The 22,502-nt window shown below is 36.7% G+C and carries 19 protein-coding genes; 13 read left to right on the top strand and 6 right to left on the bottom strand.

The genetic code is table 11. The annotated features are described in order from the left end of the window. Positions 1–285 precede the first annotated feature (285 nt). Positions 286–891 carry an SAM-dependent methyltransferase gene (locus BM211_RS23560; RefSeq protein WP_035437718.1) on the top strand — a complete coding sequence of 202 codons (606 nt, stop codon included), beginning with the start codon at positions 286–288 and terminating at the stop codon, positions 889–891. 152 nt (positions 892–1,043) lie between these two features. Here BM211_RS23560 and BM211_RS23555 read toward each other — a convergent pair whose 3' ends face one another. Next, complete coding sequence (locus tag BM211_RS23555; RefSeq protein ID WP_035437791.1) at positions 1,044–1,508, bottom strand: hypothetical protein; 465 nt, start codon at positions 1,506–1,508, stop codon at positions 1,044–1,046. A 22-nt stretch (positions 1,509–1,530) separates the two neighbouring features. Then, entirely contained in the window at positions 1,531–2,010 is a 480-nt protein-coding gene (locus BM211_RS23550; protein WP_035437717.1) for a GyrI-like domain-containing protein, read from the bottom strand. A 110-nt stretch (positions 2,011–2,120) separates the two neighbouring features. On the opposite strand from BM211_RS23550, the gene BM211_RS23545 reads away from it, so the two are divergent. Both BM211_RS23545 and yjeM read left to right on the top strand, forming a co-directional pair. Then, positions 2,121–3,083 (top strand): helix-turn-helix transcriptional regulator, encoded by a 963-nt coding sequence (locus tag BM211_RS23545; protein WP_035437715.1) that lies wholly within the window; start codon positions 2,121–2,123, stop codon positions 3,081–3,083. Positions 3,084–3,610: 527 nt separating this feature from the next. Beyond that, positions 3,611–5,134 (top strand): glutamate/gamma-aminobutyrate family transporter YjeM, encoded by a 1,524-nt coding sequence (yjeM, locus tag BM211_RS23540; RefSeq protein ID WP_090999873.1) that lies wholly within the window; start codon positions 3,611–3,613, stop codon positions 5,132–5,134. Between the two features lie 346 nt (positions 5,135–5,480). Here yjeM and BM211_RS23535 read toward each other — a convergent pair whose 3' ends face one another. After that, positions 5,481–6,653 (bottom strand): MFS transporter, encoded by a 1,173-nt coding sequence (locus BM211_RS23535; protein WP_035437711.1) that lies wholly within the window; start codon positions 6,651–6,653, stop codon positions 5,481–5,483. A gap of 81 nt (positions 6,654–6,734) precedes the next feature. Here BM211_RS23535 and yeiL point away from each other — a divergent pair, with 81 nt between their 5' ends. From yeiL to BM211_RS23515, 4 genes are all read left to right on the top strand, one after another. Further along, positions 6,735–7,406, top strand: coding sequence for a transcriptional regulator YeiL (gene yeiL / locus BM211_RS23530; RefSeq protein WP_090999871.1), 672 nt, complete (start codon positions 6,735–6,737; stop codon positions 7,404–7,406). A gap of 414 nt (positions 7,407–7,820) precedes the next feature. Next, on the top strand, positions 7,821–8,168 hold the full coding sequence (locus tag BM211_RS23525) for a hypothetical protein (RefSeq protein WP_035437709.1): 348 nt from the start codon (positions 7,821–7,823) through the stop codon (positions 8,166–8,168). Between the two features lie 479 nt (positions 8,169–8,647). Next, positions 8,648–9,292: a LytTR family DNA-binding domain-containing protein gene (locus BM211_RS23520; RefSeq protein ID WP_035437707.1), complete on the top strand. Its 645-nt coding sequence runs from the start codon at positions 8,648–8,650 to the stop codon at positions 9,290–9,292. Between the two features lie 127 nt (positions 9,293–9,419). Further along, positions 9,420–10,934, top strand: coding sequence for an acetyl-CoA hydrolase/transferase family protein (locus tag BM211_RS23515; RefSeq protein ID WP_035437705.1), 1,515 nt, complete (start codon positions 9,420–9,422; stop codon positions 10,932–10,934). Positions 10,935–11,088: 154 nt separating this feature from the next. Here the strand turns inward: BM211_RS23515 and ahpF are convergent, their stop codons facing one another. The 3 genes from ahpF to BM211_RS23500 form a co-directional block, all read right to left on the bottom strand. Then, positions 11,089–12,615 (bottom strand): alkyl hydroperoxide reductase subunit F, encoded by a 1,527-nt coding sequence (gene ahpF / locus BM211_RS23510; RefSeq protein ID WP_090999870.1) that lies wholly within the window; start codon positions 12,613–12,615, stop codon positions 11,089–11,091. Between the two features lie 14 nt (positions 12,616–12,629). Beyond that, positions 12,630–13,193: an alkyl hydroperoxide reductase subunit C gene (gene ahpC, locus BM211_RS23505; protein WP_035437703.1), complete on the bottom strand. Its 564-nt coding sequence runs from the start codon at positions 13,191–13,193 to the stop codon at positions 12,630–12,632. Between the two features lie 150 nt (positions 13,194–13,343). Then, positions 13,344–14,579: a helix-turn-helix domain-containing protein gene (locus tag BM211_RS23500; RefSeq protein WP_035437702.1), complete on the bottom strand. Its 1,236-nt coding sequence runs from the start codon at positions 14,577–14,579 to the stop codon at positions 13,344–13,346. Between the two features lie 150 nt (positions 14,580–14,729). On the opposite strand from BM211_RS23500, the gene BM211_RS23495 reads away from it, so the two are divergent. From BM211_RS23495 to BM211_RS23470, 6 genes are all read left to right on the top strand, one after another. After that, complete coding sequence (locus tag BM211_RS23495; protein WP_090999868.1) at positions 14,730–17,021, top strand: glycoside hydrolase family 3 C-terminal domain-containing protein; 2,292 nt, start codon at positions 14,730–14,732, stop codon at positions 17,019–17,021. Between the two features lie 222 nt (positions 17,022–17,243). After that, the gene (gene mtnK, locus BM211_RS23490; RefSeq protein WP_090999866.1) at positions 17,244–18,476 is read left to right on the top strand and encodes an S-methyl-5-thioribose kinase; all 1,233 of its coding nucleotides are present in this window, start codon (positions 17,244–17,246) and stop codon (positions 18,474–18,476) included. Positions 18,477–18,488: 12 nt separating this feature from the next. Beyond that, positions 18,489–19,532 (top strand): S-methyl-5-thioribose-1-phosphate isomerase, encoded by a 1,044-nt coding sequence (mtnA, locus tag BM211_RS23485; RefSeq protein WP_035437699.1) that lies wholly within the window; start codon positions 18,489–18,491, stop codon positions 19,530–19,532. Positions 19,533–19,603: 71 nt separating this feature from the next. After that, positions 19,604–20,245 (top strand): L-fuculose-phosphate aldolase, encoded by a 642-nt coding sequence (locus tag BM211_RS23480; RefSeq protein ID WP_035437698.1) that lies wholly within the window; start codon positions 19,604–19,606, stop codon positions 20,243–20,245. Positions 20,246–20,372: 127 nt separating this feature from the next. After that, complete coding sequence (locus BM211_RS23475) at positions 20,373–20,603, top strand: excisionase family DNA-binding protein (RefSeq protein ID WP_141771691.1); 231 nt, start codon at positions 20,373–20,375, stop codon at positions 20,601–20,603. A gap of 459 nt (positions 20,604–21,062) precedes the next feature. Then, entirely contained in the window at positions 21,063–21,761 is a 699-nt protein-coding gene (locus BM211_RS23470; protein WP_035437695.1) for a hypothetical protein, read from the top strand. Positions 21,762–22,502: the final 741 nt, after the last annotated feature.

Genomic DNA, 22,502 nt, shown 5'->3' with positions numbered 1-22,502 from the left:
GGCAGTGTTATCATTCTTAGGTGGAGTAATTCCATTAGTAGCAGAACTATTAAAAGCAGTAATGTAAATTCATTATTTCGCAATTATTTATAAAAATTATCATACAAATGATCTGTATAGTAAAGAGGAATTGCTGTGCAGATCATTTGTGTGAGCGAAGTCCCTTTCGTATTATGAAGGGACTTTTTTTCATATGGTGTAGGTTTGGAACTCTTATATATATGATAAAATCGAAAGGGATCTGGAGTGTATTAAGATTCTTTTCGTAGAGAGTAGGGTGAAAGCATGAACGAACAATATTACGATGCAGTGTTAAATATAAAAACAGTAGGAGAGCAAAAAGAATTCTACAAGTCCTTGCATTATCACCGTTATGAACCAACACCATATCGCGCACTTGAAACATTATTTACGCAATATGATTTAAAAAGCAGTGACCGGGTTGTCGATTTTGGATGCGGGAAAGGACGATTAAATTTCTATATTCATCATTTCTATCATGCGTCTGTTGTAGGGGTGGAAATGAACGAGACGTTCTATCAAGAAGCGCTGGAAAATCGAGATCGCTATGTAAAAAAGGAGAAAAAAAGTAAAGATAAAATTCACTTTCAATGTTGCTTAGCGCAAGAATATGAGATTGATCCGCTTGATAATAAATTTTACTTCTTTAATCCGTTTTCTGTGCAAGTGTTTATGAACGTGATCAATAATATATTGTTTTCGGTAGAACAAGTGGAACGGGAAGTAGAACTGATTTTGTATTATCCATCAGAGGATTATATTTATTTTCTAGATAATCAAACCTCGTTTGAATTGAAAGAGGAAGTGAGACTGCCGGGATTGTATGAGCGTAATTCGAATGAGCGGTTTTTGGTGTATCGTTTGGGGTAATAGTTAAAATTAATTACGCCAAACCGTATCATAAGTAAATGAGGTTTTTGCGAAAAAAGTAACAGCACCCTTTAATTTGATGGAAAGGTGCTGTTTTGTTATTTGAAGGCCTGGATGAACATTTGTTGTATGAATGGTTGTTTTTGCTTACTTTAATATTCACCTTTAATTACAAAAAACGAGCCCCGAATTGTTCCAGCTAGTTTAGACTTCTGCCTAGCAAACTTAAATTTCCCTTCTAAATCTTTTGGTACCTCCATCCCTTCAGAAAGCTTAAAACCAACAGCCCGCTTCTTAGGGACATCAACTGTATACATGACGTTGACCACAAGACCATCCTCATAAATGACGTAGGCAAATTTAATATTTTCCACTTGAAAACGCGACGTTTCTAAAGGTTTGGCCGCAAACTCAATATCGCGGTCTTCTTTCAAAATTCGGTTCACATAATCAAGAGTCTCCTGGCTTTCGCTAGCTGGTACAGTCGTAAATTCATGCTTATATTTGTTCATAAAGTAACGGGCTTCATTAGCACGTAAACCAGCAAGCGCTTCTGATACAGGTGAGGACTCTAAGCCAACCGTAGACACATTTTTAAAATCAACAATAAAGGACATTTCCATCTCTCCTTTTATTTCTTTATTTCTTAACAACAGGAATCCACATTTCACCAAATACTAATCCGTTTCGTTGCCCCATCTCAACCGTTGTATTTGGCCCACCAACATAGGAAAAATTCTTTGCTTCTGGCAAGACTTGACCGAAGGCAATGCCAGTAAGCTTATTACTTAACTCATCAGCCGTTTTCCCTTCTCCTTTAACAACTAGGTATTTCCCTTTAGGGAATTGGATAACTCTGGATTCTTCTGGTACTGATGCCTCTGTCATGACGCCAGCATAATGCATCATCTTGTTATTCACCGCTTCGTTCACGGCAAAAATGTAGTCATTTGTGGCTATGGATTTTAAAGTGTCAAGTCTTCCATCTTGTTTGACGGCCCACCAAAAGTCTTCCTTTTCCTTGTTTATGCCAGCATAGTCTGTGTAATCGCTCTTAAGCTCAATTCCAATACCTAAAACGATAAAGCTGTCTTTTTCTTCTAATGTATAATCTGCCATATTCAAACACTTCCTTTTTTTTAAATTAATCAAATGATTTGTCTTTTCACTTGATGAGTTTATAATAACCTTGAATCATGTCAAAAAATGATACCGTTTAGGAGGTCCCGATGAAAAAAGTTGAACGGATTAATATCATCATGCGGTATATCAACAACCGTGCCCACTTTACAATTTCTGAAATCATGCGAGAATTTAACATCTCTCGTTCGACAGCTATTAGAGATATCAGAGAAATCGAAGCCATGGGGATGCCACTTATCGCTGAAGTTGGAAGGGCTGGGGGTTATTTTGTCATGAACAACTCTGTCCTGCCCACTGTTCGCTTTACCGATAATGAGATTAAAGCTCTTTTTATTGCCTTTATGGCCACAAGAAATCAACAACTCCCTTATCTAAAGAGTCGACAGTCTTTAGCTGAAAAATTACTAGGCCTCATCTCAGAAAACCAGCAAGATGACCTTGTTCTTTTAAATCAAATCTTGCTTTTTGAAGGGACCAACCCAAATAATCCTGACCTACTTGATCTGTCAGATCTCCCACATCCTATGTTAGAAAAACTTATCCAAATCCTTCTTTTGGATAGCTATTTATTGATTACCATCAAAGAAGAGAAGATAATAAAGTCTTATCCAATTTATCTCTTGCACCTTTATCGTGAAAAAAGCCTTTGGCTAATTGAAGGCTTTGACTTAAAGGAAGAAAAGATACAGATTTTTTCTGTCGACAATCTCATCAATGTCAAACCATATCCTACGAAAAAAAGATTAAGTAAGAAAAAGATTTTAGAAAAATTAAGTAAGCGGGAAGAAGTAATCAACCTTGTCCTTGAACTTGGTCCAAAGGCGATTGCCCAGTTCAAAAAATATCATCCTTTAAAAATTTCAATTTCCTATACGAATCCTTACCAAATTACAGCCATTTTAAAGACATTTATCAATGTTAATAATCCTGAAGAATTGACCGAAATAACAAATTGGATCCTTTTTTTAGGTGGGGATATCAAGATCAGGGAAGTGCCAAAAGAAGTCTTAGAAGGTTTACAAGAGAGATTATTCCTATACTGTCCATAAGCAGTGCCATTTACCAGTTGCCCCTTATTTTCGCACACCCAGAAAAGATAAAGGTTTCTGAATGTCGGAAATACTTTTAAAGGGTAATAGCATTTTTATCAGTACTGTTCTTTATTGAATTTCTAGTAAATTCATTTTAGTAAAAAAAGGTTAAACCTCATTTAGATGCGTTACGGTGAACCTTACCATAAGTAAATAAGGTTTTTTTATTGATTAGTTTCAACGTCAAGATGAGAAGAATAGGAAAACTAAAATCATTGTTGAATTAAAAAATGCTAAGCCTATGTAAAGGAATTCGGGGAGGTTAATAGTATTAGAATATGTTCATATGATTGTAACAGTGGATTATAGTAGCTATAGTACAATTTGGATATAATAAAAAAGCAAGAAAAGAAAGCGATTGTATCGTTTATTTACGTTGGTTGGAAATGCTACTCTATTTTTTAAAATGTAGGATTAAGTATGATTATACGAAATAAACATTCCGTGTTGAAGTTATATGATAACTATAATTAGGGGGGAAATGTGTGTCAAACACAAGCATAACCAAAAAGTTGACTTTAGTATCCCTAGTGTTAATGATTTTTACTTCTGTTTATGGATTCAACAACATTCCAAGATCATTTTATAAGATGGGTTATGCCGCTATTCCTTGGTACATATTTTCAGCCATAACTTTCTTTGTTCCTTTTGCATTAATGGTAGCTGAATTTGGTTCCGCCTTTAAAGAAGAAAAGGGTGGTATCTACTCATGGATGGAAAAATCCATCGGTCCAAAATTTGCATTTATAGGAACGTTCATGTGGTATTTTTCTTATATAACTTGGATGGTCAATGTCGCATCCGGTATGTGGGTTCCGGTGTCAAATGCTATCTTTGGACAAGATACAACACAAAACTGGACTTTATTTAATCTTCGAGGACCTCAGGTTCTGGGGATTTTAGGAATTGTATGGATTCTTATAGTAACCTATACATCAACTAAGGGTCTGGATAAAATTAAAAAAGTAACCTCTTTAGGTGGTACTGCAGTCTTGTTATTGAATGTATTTCTTTGGGTTGGTGCAATAGTAGTACTTATAGGTAATCATGGACATTTGGCGCAGCCGATTACAGGGTTACATTCGTTTACTCAAACACCAAATCCTAAATATGCAGGAGATATTATTGCTTCGTTAGCATTTGTAGTATATGCCCTCTTCGCTTATGGTGGACTTGAAGCAGTAGGCGGTTTAGTGGATGTAACAGAAAATCCAGAAAAAACGTTTCCGAAAGGAATTCTTTTATCTGCAGCCATAATCTCTGTAGGGTATTCATTAGGAATACTATTAATTGGAATATTCACAAACTGGGCATCTGTAATGGGTATTGCGAATGTTAACCTAGGAAACGCAAGTTATATAGTTATGGCCAATTTAGGATACTCAATAGGTACCGCCTTTGGAGCAAGCCATGCTACAGCTACGGCTTTGGGATTTGGGGTTGCCAGATACATTGGACTTTCAATGTTTCTGGCACTGTCCGGTGCGTTCTTTACCTTGATGTTTTCACCGTTAAAACAGATGATTGAAGGAACACCTAAGAGATTGTGGCCCGGGAAAATCGGTGAAACAAAGAATGGGCTGCCTGTGAATGCTATGTGGATTCAAGCTGCTATTGTTTGTGTAATGATTGCACTAATCGCTTTCGGTGGAAGCACAATGGCCGCATTCTTTAACATACTCGTTTCGATGACTAACGTGGCTATGACAATACCGTATGTATTTATAGCACTTGCATTCCCGTATTTTAAGAAAAAAGTGGAAATCAATAAGCCGTTTATCGTATATAAAACGCAATTGAGCGCAAATCTTTGGACATGGATTGTTGTTCTAACAGTTGGAATTGCAAATTTCTTTAGTATCATACAGCCAGCTTTAGAAGGGGATATGCAAACAACCATTTGGAGTGTAGCTGGACCCGTTATTTTCTCAGTTGTTGCATGGTTAATGTATAGCAAGTATGAAAAAGTACATGATATAGAAAAGCAGAAACAAAAGAAAATAAGTTAGCCTTAAAATTCAAAAAGATAAAGATTGAAGTGGAGCACAATATGGCTTCACTTTTTTTCTTGTCTAAATTACCTCATGTAGATTTGTTACGGTGAATCTTATCATAAGTAAATGAGGTCGCGTGCTGGTATGGGGGTCTTACTGCCCGCGAATAGCGGGATAAAATTGATGGTAAGTTAATAGGCTTGTCCAAAATGGACAAGCCTGCTTTATAATAACCCAGTATTACCTAATGCTCTACAATGATCTTAAGCATTAGGAGAAGTGAAAACGCTGTTTGCATATCCGAAGATTTGCGCGGCATATAAGATCAATTTCACTTCGTCTGGTCTCTTAAATAAACAAACTAAATAAAAACTGCTGCTTTCTTTTTATGTTCCAATTTCCGATAAACAAGCGCAAGCAGCATCGACGGTATGGTACAAATAATCATCCCGATAAATGCGTATCTTGGCTCGATTTCGTATAAATAACCGCCGAACATCGTGAACACCGCAGTACTCCAGCTAAGTGCCAGTGCTGAATACATGCCTTGTGCTTTTGGAATCTGCGCATGTGGAAGGTTTTTGATTAAATATTTCATAAAGGCATAATGCCCCATTGCAAATGAGCATGCATGCAATGTTTGCGCGATACAGAAAACAATAACATTTGGAAAGGCAAATACTAATATCCAACGTACGGATGAACCAAGTGCCGCTAGTGTCAGTAAGGAGCCTACTGAAAATTTATGAAAGCTCTGATCTGCGATTGAGAAGAAAATAATTTCTGCGATTACGGCAAGGTTAATAATCACTCCAATTAAATATTTGGGAGCGTGAATATCTTGTAAAAAAATATAGCCATAGCTGTAATAAGAAGCGTGTGCCGCTTGCAGTAAAATCACAATGACGAGCACCAAACCAAAGTTTTTGATGCGAAATAATTTCAGCATACCGCCTTTTTTCGTTTGATCCGCTTGCGGTTTTTCGGATAAAACAACGGGTGCACGCATAAAACCAAGACACACGAATACCAATGTGCCGAGTAACAGCGCCCATAAAATCACTTCATCCCCAAACGCCCCTGTAAATATGGTTAAGATCATACCTGCCACGACAAACCCAATGGATCCCCACGAGCGGCTCTTCCCATAATGTCTTAATTGATTACTTTGCGCAAGTACGCCAGCTACGCTATCTAAAGCAGGCATCAACGCTGGGTAAATAAAATTCAAAAGTAACGTTACCACAAGTAAGCTAACAAAGGAACTCGCTGGAATACAACACAGAATAGCAATTAGTGTGCCGATTGCCATCCCATTTAATAAGGTTTTACTACTAAATTTCCTCGATAAATAAGGAAATGCGATTAATGTAGAAAGGCCTCTTGCAACCAAACCTAAGCTCATAATCAAACTAGCTTGTGAAAGCGTAAGCCCTTTTGTATGAATCATCCATCCTGTCCAATAGGGTAGAAAAATGCCCCATGTCATATAAAAACTAAAAAATTGTATACTCATCCAGCGTTGTGTGTTCATTCTGTATCCTCCTCATTGTTTGCATGATAACATGGAGAAACGTACAATAATATGAGATATCTCATATTTTTGGGGTGGATTATGGAAATTTATAAAAATGAGAAAAGGCAAAGATATTTGAATGAATACTCCATTGCGCATTTATTTTCTTTCTCGATTGAAGAGTTTATAGAAGTGCATGAATATAAACGTGATGAATGGATTATTCAAGAAGGCATGCGACCGGATTTTTTATTTTATGTTATTGAAGGAAAAGCAAAAATTTACGTAACGCATCAAAATGGAAAAGTTTCCTTAATTAATTTTATCAATGCGAATGATTATATTGGAGAAATGGAATTATTAAATGAGGTGTACTATACAAAAGGGATTCAAACCTCCACTAAGATTATTTGCTTTGCGCTTCCTTTTCATCGCTGCTATGCACAAATGTTAGAAGATGCAAAATTTCTACGTGAACTAACCAAGTTTTTAAGTATAAAAGCAACACAAATGGCTGCAAAGTATTCGTATAGTCTCGCCTTCCCACTTGAAAACCGGCTTGCGGATTTTATTTTGCAAACCTCGGATGAAGAGGTCTATAAGGAGAAACACGTAACTGTTTGTGATTTTTTAGGCGTCTCCTATCGACATTTATTGCATGTGCTTGCACAATTTTGCGAAAAAGGGTATTTGCAAAAGGAAGGACGTCACTATCGCATTCAGCAGCACAATCCATTATATGAACTTGCTGAGATGTTGAGGAATAAATAACTAACTGCGATTCATAAATAGTGGTATGTCAAAATAGAAGAACAGACGTTTACTCCGATAAAAACCTTAATTTAATGAGCCTCACTTAGATTAATCATGGAGAACCGTATCACAAGTAAATGAGATTTAAAAATAAATACCTAATCCCTATTACAGTAGAGCGGTATGATGTAATGGGGTGAGATGTAAATAAAAAAGAAGGGTGGCATGTTAATTTAAATAGTTCCGTTTTCGTGGATAAGTATTGGAAATAGTTTACGAATTAGCATATCAATTAACATATGAACTGTTATGCTTTTTTGTTGATATAACAGTGTTTTTAAAGAAAATAAATAATAACGTGACAATAGATATTTCCATTATTTGGAGTGGCGTGTTAATTGCTAAGTTATTTCTAATGAAAGGGTGATAAGGATGGCTTGTGTTCATGATTTTGGAATAATTGATGATTTCGACCATCAAGGAAATTATAATGATTATACTCCAGAGAAATACCATTGTGTTTCTGTTGATGATGATATTATCAGCAGTTTGAATGAACATTTATCAATCATGAAAACCTACTTTCATTCATTCAAGCGCCCAGAATGTGGCTTAGCTTATTGGGGTATCACAATTATTCCACCTGAGTCGTTATCAATGTTTTATGAAGTAGTTACATCTTCAAGGTACTTTAAAAATTCTGATGAACTTAATGAATTGGCATCAAAAATTGTACAGGCAACAGAAGGGCAGAAATACATGATACATTATGGAGTTTGAATATGATTCTAAGTTTAGTTTCTCCCATTGATATGGTTTAGCTTACTGTATTTATCTTGTACGATTGCTGAATACAATGTGATTCTTCAACGAGTGGTTTAATTCAAAAGAACTACATAATAATGTTAAAAAGCTTTGGACTACTCCGAAGCTTTTTTTGTGTGCTAATTATATTGTTAGCTATGTCGCTAAATCACATGTCATTTATACCGTGATTTAGCCTTTTCTCCACGTTATCCGAACTACTTAATATTAATAATTCACTGCTTCTTGTTCCTACACTCTCACTGTGAGATCGCAGGAACGAACTTTATATGAAAAAAATATTTGAACACATAATTTCTATATTTTTTGTACTGTTTGTAAGCGTCATCACTGTTGAATTTCTTTTTGATTAGGAAATTTATTACTTTTCTATCAGAATCAGTACGGTTTGGTGTTAATAATAGTAGTATAATAATGGATGAGGTGTTAATAGTATGAAAGATATAACATTAGGCTTACTACTAGATGTCGTTGGTGAATTATTTTCAGATGAAATTTCAATAGCTGTTTCGAATACAAAAGAATATATCTACTATCGGCCAAGTAAACGAATTGATTTAAAGATTAGCGTTGGGGATCCTATAAAGGAAGGGACGATTGCCCATAAAGCGATCGTGACAAAGCAAAAGGTTTCTGAGTTTATTAACCGGGATGTTTTTGGCGTTCCTTATCATGGAATGGCTGTTCCCCTTTTTAATAACGGAGAGCTTGAGGGGTGTGTGACGGCAATTTATCCAGCTTTAACGGATGGAAAGTCGGTCGTTACTTTAAAAACAACGGACGGCTGGGTTCCGATTCCTTTTTCAAAGGTTATTTATTTAGAAGCCAAAGATAAAAAGACGTATGTGAATTCAGAAACGTTATCAGGAACACATAAATACTCTCTGCAAGAATTCGAATATTTGCTTCCGAAGGATTCGTTTATTAGATGCCACCGCTCATTTATTGTAAATGTTAATCATATTAAAGCGATTTACCCTGATACCCATTCTACTTTTTTACTATCGATGGATAATGGTGAGAGGGTACCAGTTAGTCAATCATACGCCAGTTATTTTCGGAAGCTTCTAGGATTTTAGATTTTCTGTTTTAGAACCTAAATTCTCTCTTTTATCTGAATTTTTCGTATCGTATACCAAAATCCCTATTTTGATAGTGTTAATGTGTAAAATAATTATGAATATTCATTAAGAGAGGGATTACATTATGGAGAATAAATTAGAGAGAATCAGGGACCATCGTCTAAAGGACCGAGTCGTTACACCTGAAGAAGCAGCTTCCTGGATTCAAAGTGGAATGACGTTAGGGTTAAGTGGGTTTACACGTGCAGGTGATGTGAAGGCAGTCCCATTTGCGCTTGTGAATCGCGTTAAGGATGATAAAGCTTTTAAAGTAAATGTTTATACTGGAGCTTCTTTAGGCTCGGATGTAGATAAATTATTTGCTGAGGCAGGAATTTTAGGAAAAAGATTGCCTTTCCAAGCCGATCCGACTATGCGAAAAGGAATTAATAATGGAGACTTTTTATTTGTGGATCAGCACTTGTCTCATACAGCAGAGTTACTTCGCGCTGACGTTATGGATATAGATGTTGCTATTTTGGAAGCGGTTGCAATAACTGAGGACGGAATGATTATTCCAACCACTTCAATTGGAAATTCCTTAGCGTTTGCCTTAAATGCTAAGTCGATTATTATTGAAATGAATATGGCTCAATCTACACAACTAGAAGGGCTTCATGATTTATATGAGCCAGGGAAACAAGGGGAAAGGCTTCCAATTCCGCTCGCTAAATCGGATGATCGAATTGGAACGATCGGTATTCCGATTGACGTTGAAAAAGTGAAGGGTATTGTGTTTACGAACCAGCTAGATTCGCCATCGACGATTGTTCCTCCAGATGAAGAAACTGTTATTATGGCACAGCATTTAATAGAGTTCCTTCGAAAAGAAGTAGAAGTAGGCCGATTAACGAATAGTTTAGCGCCATTACAATCGGGAATTGGTTCAGTGGCCAATGCGGTGCTGCATGGAATGTTAGATTCGGAGTTTGAAGGTTTAGAAGTGTATTCTGAAGTATTACAGGATGCGGTGTTTGATCTTATGGATGCCGGGAAAGTCAATTTTGCTTCCTGTTGCTCCATCACGCTTTCTGAAGAGAAAATGCAACAAGTATTTTCTAACTTTGAAAAATATCGCGACAAATTAATGATGCGCCCGCAAGAGATTTCCAATCATCCTGAAATCATTCGTCGTCTTGGATTAATCTCGATTAATACTGCTTTAGAGTTAGATATATACGGAAATGTTAACTCTACTCACGTTTTAGGTACAAAAATGATGAACGGTATCGGTGGTTCTGGTGATTTTGCAAGAAATGCACGCTTAGCTATTTTTGTGACTAAGTCGATTGCGAAAGGTGGTAACATTTCAAGTATCGTTCCTTTCGTTTCGCATGTAGACCATACGGAACACGATGTCGATGTGATCGTCACTGAACAGGGATATGCTGATTTAAGAGGACTAGCGCCAAGGGAAAGAGTGGAACTAATTATTGAGAATTGCGTACATCCAATGTATCGTGAGCAGCTAAGAGCTTACTACCAAGAAGCACAAACAAGAGGTGGACAAACTCCTCATGTTTTAGAAAAGGCTTTTTCTTGGCATACGAATTTTGCTAAAAATGGAACAATGCTTGAAAAGGTACTGGAAACTGTATAGGAAACCGCAAACAAGCGGTTGATGGAGACTACTTATATGTTGAATATCGTCGAAGCGCCGATATATTGCAAAGAACGGTCGATAACGGAAAAAAGAAAGCTACTACACTACCAATTAGGTAGCACAGCGGCTTTCTTTTTTAGCTTGTTACTGATTAATTTCGGATTAGATAATCAAATGCACCTAAAGCTGCATTTGCACCTGATCCCATTGAAATAATGATTTGCTTATATGGACTATTTGTACAGTCACCTGCAGCAAATACTCCTGGTACGTTTGTAGCACCGTGTTTATCTGTAACGATTTCACCACGATTACGTTCAACAGTGTCGCCTAACCAATCTGTGTTTGGTACAAGACCGATTTGAACGAATACACCTTGAAGTTCAATGTGATGAACTTCTTCAGTTTCACGATCGATGTAAGAAATACCGTCTACTTTGTCAGTACCAGTGATTTCTTTTGTTTGTACGTTCTTTAGAACTGTTACGTTCGGTAGGCTGTGAAGGCGTTCTTGTAATACAGCATCAGCTTTTAGTTCTGGCATAAATTCAAGAACAGTTACGTGTTTTACGATACCGGCTAAATCGATTGCTGCTTCAACACCAGAGTTACCACCGCCGATTACTGCTACGTGTTTTCCAGTGAATAATGGACCGTCACAGTGAGGGCAGTATGCTACACCTTTGTTTTTGAACTCAGCTTCACCTGGTACGCCAACATTGCGCCAACGAGCACCTGTTGAAATGATTACGCTCTTACTTTTTAGAACAGCGCCGTTTTCAAGTTCCACTTCAATAAGTTCTTTCTTCTCTAAACGTTTTGCACGTTGTAGATTCATAACATCGATGTTGTACTCTTTTACGTGTTCTTCAAGGCGTGCTACTAGCTTAGGACCTTCAGTGTGTTTTACGCTGATAAAGTTCTCAATGCCCATAGTATCCATTACTTGACCGCCGAAGCGTTCCGCAACGATACCTGTGCGAATGCCTTTACGTGCTGCGTAAATGGCTGCACTTGCACCAGCTGGGCCGCCGCCAACAACAAGAACATCGTATGGATCTTTATCAGAAAGCTCTGATGCATCAGGACCGTTACCCATCTTAGCAAGAATTTCTTCAAGTGTCATACGACCGCTGCTTAAGAATTCACCGTTTAAGAAAATAGATGGTACTGCCATGATGTCTTTGCTTTCTACCTCTTCTTTAAATGCAGCGCCGTCAATCATAGTATGTGTAATACCAGGATTCAGAACGCTCATTAAGTTTAGTGCTTGCACAACATCAGGGCAGTTATGACAGCTTAGGCTGATGTAAGATTCAAAATGATATTCGCCTTGAATATTTTTTACTTGATCAATTACTTTTTGTTCAACTTTTGGAGCTCTGCCACTAACTTGTAGTAAAGCTAAAACTAATGAGGTAAATTCATGTCCTAGAGGGATACCAGCAAACGTTACTCCAGTGTCTTCGCCGATACGATTCACACTAAAGCTTGGTGTTCTCTCCAATTGTGCTTTCTCTACCTTAATTTTGGATGACATTGTAGCTAATTCATCTACTAGAGCTAGCATGTCTTTCGATACGTCATCGGATCCTGCGCTAACTTTAAGTAGTACATCGCTTTCCATCAGTTGAAGATACTGGGCTAATTGTGCTTTTATATCTGCATCTAGTATCATTTTGATTACACTCCTTAAATTTTGCCTACAAGGTCAAGGCTTGGTTTAAGTGTTGCAGAACCTTCTTGCCATTTAGCTGGGCAAACTTCACCTGGATTGTTGCGAACATATTGTGCAGCTTTAATTTTGTTAACAAGGATGCTTGCATCGCGGCCGATACCGTCTGCATTAATCTCAACAGATTGGATAATACCGTCTGGGTCGATGATGAATGTAGCACGAGCTGCAAGACCTTCTTCTGCAACTAATACGTCGAAGTTGCTAGTGATTGTGCGAGTAGGGTCACCAATCATAATGTATTCGATTTTGCCGATAGTTTCTGAGCTATCATGCCATGCTTTATGTGTAAAGTGAGTGTCTGTAGATACAGAATATACTTCAACGCCTAATTCTTTTAAAGTTGCATATTGGTTTTGTAAATCTTCTAGTTCAGTTGGGCATACGAATGTGAAGTCTGCTGGGTAGAAACAAACTACGCTCCATTTTCCTTTGAAACTTTCATCAGTAACTTGGATAAACTCTCCATTATGGTAAGCATTAGCTTTAAACGGTTTTACTTCTGTGCCGATTAATAACATATTAAAATTCCTCCTCAATTTGGGTTATGAGCAACAAAAACTATTTTGCTCATAAAGAAAAGTTTTTATTAACTATAATAATTCTAATTCGATATTAATTATCATATAAAAGTCTTTATTTTGTCAAGGGAAATGTTCAACTTTTCTAAACTAATTAACACATTCATTTCGAAATTGTTTAGGCGAAACACCAGTATATTTTTTAAAGACTTTCGTAAAATGACTTTGGTCATGAAAGTTTAATAGTGTAGAAATTTCGGATAAAGAATGTTTTGTATAGGTTATTAAGCTTTTTGCTTCATCTATTTTGGCACGCTGAATATATTCGCTTGGAGAAATCCCTACTTCTTTTTTGAAAAGAACGGATAGATAACTAGGATTTAGCGCAGCTATTTTCGCTAAATGAGAAAGTGTAATATCCTCGTATAGATGAGTGAATATATAATTTTGGCATGCGCTTATTGGTCTGGAATACTTTTGCATCTTCCCGTTTTTTACTCGTTCTGAGAAATCAAGTAAAGCATTCTCTAAAAATGGAGTAATTGCTTTGTTTTCTTTTATTTCTTCGAGGTTTTGGATGAGTAAGTCACTAAGGGTATAGGCGATTTCCGGGAATAGCCCACCATCTACGGCAGCTCTAGTTGCAAGTGTAATCGCTGCGATGGCGGAATTTTTTTGGCTACGCAGGTGACTCGTTTTCGATAACACCCCCAGATTCCCTGCTTCAGATAATCCCCTTAGATTTTTAATTAAATCATCCTTTTTCCCTTCTTTAATACACGCAAAGATTTTCTTCTCAGCAAGTGGATCGATATGAGTCAATAGATTTTGACGTTGCTCCGATATATGTATAGCAGGCTGTTCTATTTCAAACTTTTCATTTTCTAGCAGTATATTTTTTTGCAGGATATCAACCATGTCTAATTTTTGCTGATACAGCATGTAATAAAGAACCATGCTCACATTTAAAAAATTTAAATTGCTTACAATTGGGAGAGAGTGATAATAGCGAACCATTTCATCTTTGTTTATTTTTAGATGAAGATCATTGATGATTCCTTTAATTGATACTTCTGATAGCCTGGAATAAAGGACAGGTCCGACAATGATGTTCCCAATAAATTGGTCATCTGAACGCAAGTGAATCGAGAAAAAGTTTTCAAGGCAGGAGGTCTCCCTTAGTACTGGAAAGCGATAGAAGTTTTCCTCTCTAAATAGTTGACGGAATACCTCTTCTTTTGAAGAATACAAGGGATTATGCTGGAAATTGCGGGAGAGTTCAAATACTAAATCTCCCTTGTTATCAATAAAAAAGATAGGTATTTTATGCATATCAAAGATTAGCTTACAAATATAATTTAAATCCTCTAGTTTGGAAACATTCATGATTTTAACCTCTATTCATTAAAACTTACATAACATCAGCTAAAATTTTTACAATTATTCTAAAAAAAATACCATAATATCAAAAAAATAAAAATTATAATAGATTAAAGAAAGCGCTTACTAATTAATCTTTTGATTAGGAGGATTATCATGAAAAGAGATGTTAAGCAAATTATTTCACAAATGACGCTAGAAGAAAAGGCGAGTTTATGTTCGGGATTAGATTTTTGGAATACAAAAGGGATTGAGCGATTAGGAATACCATCAATTATGGTAACTGATGGACCGCACGGGCTTAGAAAACAAGCAGAGGGAGCGGATCACTTAGGGATTTATAATAGTGTCCCAGCTACTTGTTTCCCATCAGCAGTAGGATTAGCGAGTACATGGAATAAAGAATTAATAAAACAAGTAGGAGTTGCATTAGGAGAGGAATGTCAGGCTGAGAATGTCGGTGTTCTCCTTGGACCTGGTGCAAACATTAAGCGTTCGCCGCTATGCGGAAGAAACTTTGAATATTTTTCAGAGGACCCTTATTTATCATCTCAAATAGCTGCAAATCATATTAACGGTGTACAAAGCCAAGGGGTTGGAACATCATTAAAACATTTCGCGGCTAATAATCAGGAGCATCGCAGAATGTCGACGGATGCAGTTGTTGATGAGAGAACATTGCGTGAAATCTATCTTGCTAGTTTTGAAGGTGCTGTTAAGGAGGCACAGCCATGGACAGTAATGAGTGCTTATAACAAGGTGAATGGTGAATATGCTTCGGAAAATAAGGATTTGTTAAATGATATTTTAAAGGATGAATGGGGATTTGAAGGGTTTGTCGTTTCTGACTGGGGTGCAGTAAATGAGCGCGTTGCGAGTTTAGCGAACGGTTTGGAACTAGAAATGCCTTCAAGTTTTGGAATCGGTGAGAAGAAGATTATTGATGCAGTTAACTGCGGTGAGTTAGCTGTAGAAAAGCTTGATCAAGCAGTAGAACGTCTTCTTAACATTATTTTTAAAGCCGCTGATAACAAACGGGAAAATGCTGTATATAGTAAGGATGCGCACCATCAGCTTGCAAGAGAAGTCGCACGTGAAAGCATGGTGTTGTTAAAGAATGAAGACCAAATCCTACCATTGAAAAAAGAAGGAACGGTAGCTGTGATTGGAGGATTTGCCAAGGCACCTCGCTATCAAGGCGGCGGCAGCTCCCATATTAATCCAACAAAACTGGAAAGTATTCTTGAAGAAATTGAAACTGTATCGGGTAAAAATACAAACGTATTATTTGCCGGGGGCTATGATCTTGCGAGCGATGTTGTAGATGAAAACATGATCAATGAGGCAAAAGAAGTCGCAGCTAGAGCAGATACAGCAATTCTTTTCGTTGGACTTCCGGATCGTTATGAATCGGAAGGATATGATAGAAAGCATTTACAGATGCCAGAAAATTATGTGCAATTAATTGAAGCCGTTGCAGAAGTTCAAAGTAATATTGTCGTCGTTTTAAGTAACGGTGCTCCAATTGAAATGCCATGGATAGGTAAAGTAAAAGGAATACTTGAAGGCTATTTAGGTGGGCAAGCGCTAGGCGGAGCGATTGCGGATTTATTATTTGGCGACGCGAATCCAAGTGGGAAATTAGCGGAAACATTCCCAAAAGCCCTAAGCGATAATCCTTCTTACTTAAACTTCCCTGGTGAAGGTGACAAAGTGGAATATAAAGAAGGCGTGTTCGTCGGATACCGTTATTATGATATGAAAAACGTTGAACCATTGTTCCCATTTGGCTTTGGATTAAGCTATACAACCTTTGCGTATAGTAATCTTTCAATTGATAAGAAAAAAATTGAAGATACAGAGACTGTTTCTGTTCGTGTAAACGTGAAAAATATTGGCAATGCAGCAGGGAAAGAAATTGTTCAGCTTTATATAAAAGATGTGGAAAGCAGTGTGATCCGTCCTGAGAAAGAGTTGAAAGGCTTTGAAAAAGTGGAATTACAACCAGGAGAAGAAAAAACGGTTGCCTTTACGTTAGATAAAAGATCATTTGCTTATTATAACGTTGAATTGAAAGACTGGCATGTTGAAACAGGTGAGTTTGAAATTTTAGTAGGAAAGTCTTCAAAAGAGATTGTCCTGCATGACAGCATTTATGTTGAATCAACTGTTTTCATTCAAAAATCAGTACACCGTAATACGTTACTTGGAGACTTGTTTGCAGACCCAATTTTAGCACCTATTGCAAAAGAGCTTATGGTAAAGGCATTAGAAGGTAATTCACTTGCTAATGTGACGGAAGGGGATAATGATGCCTCCGAATTGATGGATGCTATGCTGAACTATATGCCATTACGGGCACTAGTGAACTTTAGCGCAGGTGCATTTACAGAAGAAATGTTAGGTGAGATGATTGAGTTATTAAACAATGCACAGGTGAATCGTTAATACCTAGACTGCTAGGGTTGATGAAGTAACTTTAAGTCTATTAATTTGAAAGAGTGGCGTAGGCCGCTCTTTTTTCATAGGGAGAATGTTTGACTCATATTCCCAACAAGCTATAATAAAAACTAGATATTTGTTTCAAACAAATTGTAATCTAAGAAAAATTACATCTATCATTTTTAAGGCTTTTAGAAAACGCTTACATTTAGTGTGGAGGGAGAAACCATGTCTAAGTTCACGAAGTATTTTTTGATGGAAGCTAGTGATGTTATACCGTATGTAATGGAAAAATTATCAATGTTCGAGGATGCACAGCGTTTGCAGTGTAAGGAAATTGGTGACGGTAATTTAAATTATGTGTTTCGCGTTTGGGATGAAGAAAGGGGAACTTCTGTTATTGTAAAGCAGGCAGGAGATACGGCGCGTATTTCAGATGAGTTTAAGTTATCTACAAATCGGATTCGGATTGAGTCAGATGTGTTGCAGTTAGAGGGGGAGCTAGCACCACGCCTTGTACCGGATGCGTATTTGTATGATGATGTCATGAATTGCTGCGTGATGGAAGACTTGTCAGATCATACAATTCTACGGACTGCGCTTATAAATCATCAAACCTTTCCTAAACTTGCAAAAGATTTAACAACCTTTCTGGTAAACACATTACTATTCACATCGGATGTAGTCATGAATCATAAAGAAAAGAAAGAGCTTGTAAAAAATTATATCAATCCAGAGTTATGTGAAATTACAGAGGACCTCGTGTTTTCTGAGCCATTTACAGATCACAACAAACGAAATGAATTGTTTTCTGTAAATGAAGGCTGGATTCGAGAACATATATATGGCGATCATGAGCTTCGCACTGAAGCGGCGAAGTTAAAGTTTTCGTTTATGACAAATGCACAAGCGTTATTACATGGCGATTTACATACTGGATCTTTGTTTGTAAGAGAAGATTCTACAAAGGTAATTGATCCAGAATTTGCGTTTTACGGACCGATGGGATATGACATTGGAAACGTTGTGGCAAATTTAATATTTGCCTGGGCTAATGCAGATGCGACAATGGTTTCAGGAGTAGAGAAAGATATGTATGTGAACTGGTTGGAGAATACCATTATCGATGTAATTGATCTATTTTCTACGAAGTTTTTAGAAGCATGGGATGTTCACGTTACAGACATTATGGCAAAAGAGGAAGGGTTTAATCGTTGGTATTTACAGTCTGTATTAAAAGATACAGCGTCTGTTACTGGTCTTGAATTGATTCGCCGTATTGTTGGATTAGCAAAGGTGAAAGATATTACATCCATTCCCGATGAAGAAGCTCGCGCTAGAGCAGAACGTATTTGTTTACAAGCGGCAAAGTCGTTTATTTTACAAGCAAATACGCATCAAACAGGAAATGATTTTTTACAAACATTAAAAGCAGAAGCGTTGTCACTTAGCGCAAAATAAGGGGAGAAGATCATGTCTGAACAATTAATACCGATTCAATGGAAAGATGATGCTTTAGTTTTATTAGATCAGACGCTATTACCAAATGAAGTTGTCTATGAATCTTTTGAGGCAGCAGAGAGTGTATGGGATGCGATTCAAGTCATGAAGGTACGCGGTGCACCAGCGATTGGAGTTTCAGCAGCTTACGGTGTGTATTTAGGGGTAAAAGACGTGCAAGAAGATTCGCTGGAATTGTTTATTAATAAAGTGCAAAAGGTATGTGCGTATTTGGCGACTTCAAGACCGACAGCTGTAAATTTATTTTGGGCGCTTGAGAGAATGGAGAATACAGCAAAGGAACATGCTCATTTATCGATTAACGATTTAAAACAGAGATTGTTAGAAGAAGCAATAATGATTCATAGAGAAGACGAGGAGATTAATCGTCAAATTGGTGAGCATGCCCTTACGTTATTCCAAGATGGGATGGGTGTGTTAACGCATTGTAATGCCGGTGCTTTGGCGACAACAAAATATGGAACAGCAACAGCGCCGATGTATTTGGCAAAAGAAAAAGGCTGGGATTTAAAAATTTATTCGGATGAGACGCGTCCGAGATTACAAGGATCTACATTAACGGCATTGGAGCTGCAGCGAGCTGGCATTGATGTGACAGTTATTACAGATAACATGGCAGCGATGGTCATGTCACAAGGGAAAATTGATGCAGTCATTGTCGGCTGTGACCGCGTGGCAGCAAATGGTGATGTGGCCAACAAAATTGGAACGTTAGGTGTGTCTATTTTAGCAAAGTACTATAACATTCCGTTTTATGTAGCAGCGCCGACACCAACAATTGATTTAAAAACGCCAACGGGAAAAGAGATTCCAATTGAAGAACGTGATGCGTCTGAAGTCATTAATCGTTTTGGGCAATATTCAGCACCGCAAAATAGCAAGGTGTATAACCCAGCGTTTGATGTAACGCCGCATGAGAATATTACGGCAATTATTACAGAAAAGGGGATTGTACGCCCGCCGTTTGCAGCGAATTTAGAAAAGCTATTTCAGTAATTAGGAATGATAATAACGATGGAGCAGTGGTCATTATAGAGAAGCATTTTGCCGGGGAGGGTACATAGTATATGTTACTACAAAAAGAGAGAGAAGAAATTGTAGAGTATGGAAAGAAATTAATTACAAGTGGTCTAACAAAGGGGACAGGCGGTAACATTAGTATTTTTAACCGTGAACAAGGCCTTGTAGCAATGAGCCCAAGCGGATTAGATTATTTTGAAACAACGCCTGAAGATGTGGTCGTATTAAATTTAGATGGTGATATTGTTGAAGGAACAAGAAAACCATCTAGTGAACTTGATATGCATCTCATTTTTTATCGAAAAAGAGTTGATATAAATGCTCTTGTGCATACACATTCTCCTTATGCAAAAACAATTGCATCATTAGGTTGGGGTCTTCCTGCCGTTTCTTATTTAATAGCCTTTGCCGGGCCGAATGTACGTTGTGCTCCGTATGCAACGTTTGGGACGAAAGAATTGGCAGAAGCAGCTTATGAAGGAATGATCGATCGCCGTGCTGTGTTACTTGCGAATCATGGATTAATTGCAGGTGGACATAACATGAAAATGGCGTTTACAGTTGCTGAAGAGATCGAGTTTTGTGCACAAATTTATTATCAAACGAAATGCATCGGAGAGCCACAACTATTGCCGGAAGAAGAGTTGCGTGTATTAGCGGAAAAATTTGAGACGTACGGTCAAAAATAAGTTTTCATATGACTAGCTCCTCAATATACAATGTATGTGGTAAAGTTGACATGGATAGAAATTGAATCGATTCATAAAAGGAGTAATTTTATTTACTCCTTTTATTAGTAAGAAGGGACTGAACATATTGTATTTAACGGTAAAGGAAGCAGCTGAATTTTTAAGTATGCCCGAATCGTATATCGAAAGCTTAATTCAACAAAAACGCATACGTGCTGTTCATGACGGAGAGCAGTATTTATTGAATAAAGAGCAGTTTAATACACATTTAGAACAAATGGAGAAGTACAAAAGGTTAGTAGAAGAAATATTAAATGAACCAATTCCAGAAGATATAGATGTGAAAGATGAGGACTAGGAAGCATTTCCTAGTCTTTATATATGGGGAGTACGATCACTTATTAGTGGTTTAAGTATAAGGGGGCTTTGCTCACATGTTTGTTAAAATGTGGGCGCTTATGGTGATGATATACCAATAAAAAACACCATATCCATATATTTCTGATTGTAATTGTAATTTTTTAATTTATACTTTCTGTATAAATTAAAAAATTTGCAATGTCAATTATGAACTATATGCAAATAATAACAACTAAGTTATACCTTTCGTTCAGTTGTTTCATAGGCGGAAATTCGGTCTATTTTTTTTTGAGTACAACACAAACATGTGCAATACTATTAAATCTTGTGATAAAACAAGTAAATATACTTTTTAGTGAATTTTTCTAACCATCTTATATCTTCATAATGTGACTAAATAGTTATCAGAAATATTTATGTAAGTTACAAATTAGGGCTGAATTTTTAGGAGGTTTAAATGAGGAAAATATTGCCGGGGGCCATTTTATCTTATACACAGTATGGATATTTAAAGGTTCCAAAAGATGTCAAAAGCGAGTGTCCTAAATGTGGTAAATCGGGTGAGTTTAAGTTAAAAACGAATTTTTACCAAGTTACAAAAAGAGGATTATTCGCAGAAGGGCTTTGTCTTGAATGTAAAAAGCCATCAGAATTTGTGATTATGTTTAATGGTGATTCGAATCGAATGAATAAAGAATTAGAAGTGTATATATATAGTCCTTCAGATTTAAGAAATCCCTTGGAACAGCTTGAACGCAATAGACGTATCCCTATAGAACTTGTTAGGGCATACCGATCTGCTGTAAATGTCAGTCAGTCAAAGGATAATTCTGCTACTGCAGTACTGTCAAAACGAGTTCTTGAAAGTGTCCTCAAACATTTTCTTGGAGAAGAAAGTAACGGACAGTTTCTTTCCGAGCAATTTGAACAATTGCCAAAGTATATCGATTTAACTAAACAGCTTCAAGATTTTGGCCTTCTCGTTCATCCGGAAAGCCCTTTTTATGAAATGCTTGAATTGAAACAGGAAATTGATGATGAAGCAGTAGCTTTATTAACAGAACTATTAGAAGTACTTATCGAATATTTATTTGTGTTGCCTGAAAAAATCGAATCCGTACACAATAAGATTGAACAGAAATTTAAACAGGAGTAGCATGTACATTTTAATGTTTTTATACGCTAAAAGATTTTCACAAGACAATAGTATGATTTCAATTTTGATATTAATTTAAAGATAAGTTTTGAAACACCATTTAAGCTTTTTTTATCTTATTTTATGTTGAAATGTATTACTATTAAATACCTATCGACGTTTTTGAGATTAGGTAATGTTCTTAGATTAGTAAAATCAACTCTTTTTCATGCCGAATCTTGCTTAGCGTATATTTTCGTTAAAATGCGGGTCGTACGCCAATACAAAAGTACAGTCTTTATATAAGAAAGTGAACTATCAAGATTACAACAACCCATCGATTACCTAAAAAAGAAAGCAGTAAAAAAGCCGACTCATAAGAGCCAGCTTTCTTGTTTGTAATATCTAAAGGGACTTTGCTCACACAAATGATCTGCACAACAATTCATATTTGATATACAGATCATTTGTATGATAGTTTTTATAAATAATTGCGGAATAATGAATTTACATTACTGCTTTTAATAGTTCTGCTACTAATGGAATTACTCCACCTAAGAATGATAAAACTGCCATTGCGATTGCCATAAGATTTCCTCCTCTAGTATGTATATCAATTTAGCTTTGGTTTGTATTAATGAACTTACATTACTGCTTTAAGAAGTTCTTGTACGAATGGAAGTAGTCCACCTAAAAATTTTAAAACTGCCATTGCGATTGCCATGTGATTTCCTCCTCTACTAGGTATATCATTTCATTTTG

Origin of the sequence: Bacillus sp. 491mf (assembly GCF_900112415.1) — a bacterium.
Classification (GTDB): domain Bacteria; phylum Bacillota; class Bacilli; order Bacillales; family Bacillaceae_G; genus Bacillus_A.
This window is presented reverse-complemented; position numbering and strand designations above follow the sequence as displayed.

Bases quoted from the DNA above. Each gene is read 5' to 3' on its own strand.
- BM211_RS23560 (WP_035437718.1), top strand. From the start codon at position 286: ATGAACGAACAATATTACGATGCAGTGTTAAATATAAAAACAGTAGGA.
- BM211_RS23555 (WP_035437791.1), bottom strand. From the start codon at position 1,508: ATGTCCTTTATTGTTGATTTTAAAAATGTGTCTACGGTTGGCTTAGAG.
- BM211_RS23550 (WP_035437717.1), bottom strand. From the start codon at position 2,010: ATGGCAGATTATACATTAGAAGAAAAAGACAGCTTTATCGTTTTAGGT.
- BM211_RS23545 (WP_035437715.1), top strand. From the start codon at position 2,121: ATGAAAAAAGTTGAACGGATTAATATCATCATGCGGTATATCAACAAC.
- BM211_RS23535 (WP_035437711.1), bottom strand. From the start codon at position 6,653: ATGAACACACAACGCTGGATGAGTATACAATTTTTTAGTTTTTATATG.
- yeiL (WP_090999871.1), top strand. From the start codon at position 6,735: ATGGAAATTTATAAAAATGAGAAAAGGCAAAGATATTTGAATGAATAC.
- BM211_RS23525 (WP_035437709.1), top strand. From the start codon at position 7,821: ATGGCTTGTGTTCATGATTTTGGAATAATTGATGATTTCGACCATCAA.
- BM211_RS23520 (WP_035437707.1), top strand. From the start codon at position 8,648: ATGAAAGATATAACATTAGGCTTACTACTAGATGTCGTTGGTGAATTA.
- BM211_RS23515 (WP_035437705.1), top strand. From the start codon at position 9,420: ATGGAGAATAAATTAGAGAGAATCAGGGACCATCGTCTAAAGGACCGA.
- ahpF (WP_090999870.1), bottom strand. From the start codon at position 12,615: ATGATACTAGATGCAGATATAAAAGCACAATTAGCCCAGTATCTTCAA.
- ahpC (WP_035437703.1), bottom strand. From the start codon at position 13,193: ATGTTATTAATCGGCACAGAAGTAAAACCGTTTAAAGCTAATGCTTAC.
- BM211_RS23500 (WP_035437702.1), bottom strand. From the start codon at position 14,579: ATGAATGTTTCCAAACTAGAGGATTTAAATTATATTTGTAAGCTAATC.
- BM211_RS23495 (WP_090999868.1), top strand. From the start codon at position 14,730: ATGAAAAGAGATGTTAAGCAAATTATTTCACAAATGACGCTAGAAGAA.
- mtnK (WP_090999866.1), top strand. From the start codon at position 17,244: ATGTCTAAGTTCACGAAGTATTTTTTGATGGAAGCTAGTGATGTTATA.
- mtnA (WP_035437699.1), top strand. From the start codon at position 18,489: ATGTCTGAACAATTAATACCGATTCAATGGAAAGATGATGCTTTAGTT.
- BM211_RS23480 (WP_035437698.1), top strand. From the start codon at position 19,604: ATGTTACTACAAAAAGAGAGAGAAGAAATTGTAGAGTATGGAAAGAAA.
- BM211_RS23470 (WP_035437695.1), top strand. From the start codon at position 21,063: ATGAGGAAAATATTGCCGGGGGCCATTTTATCTTATACACAGTATGGA.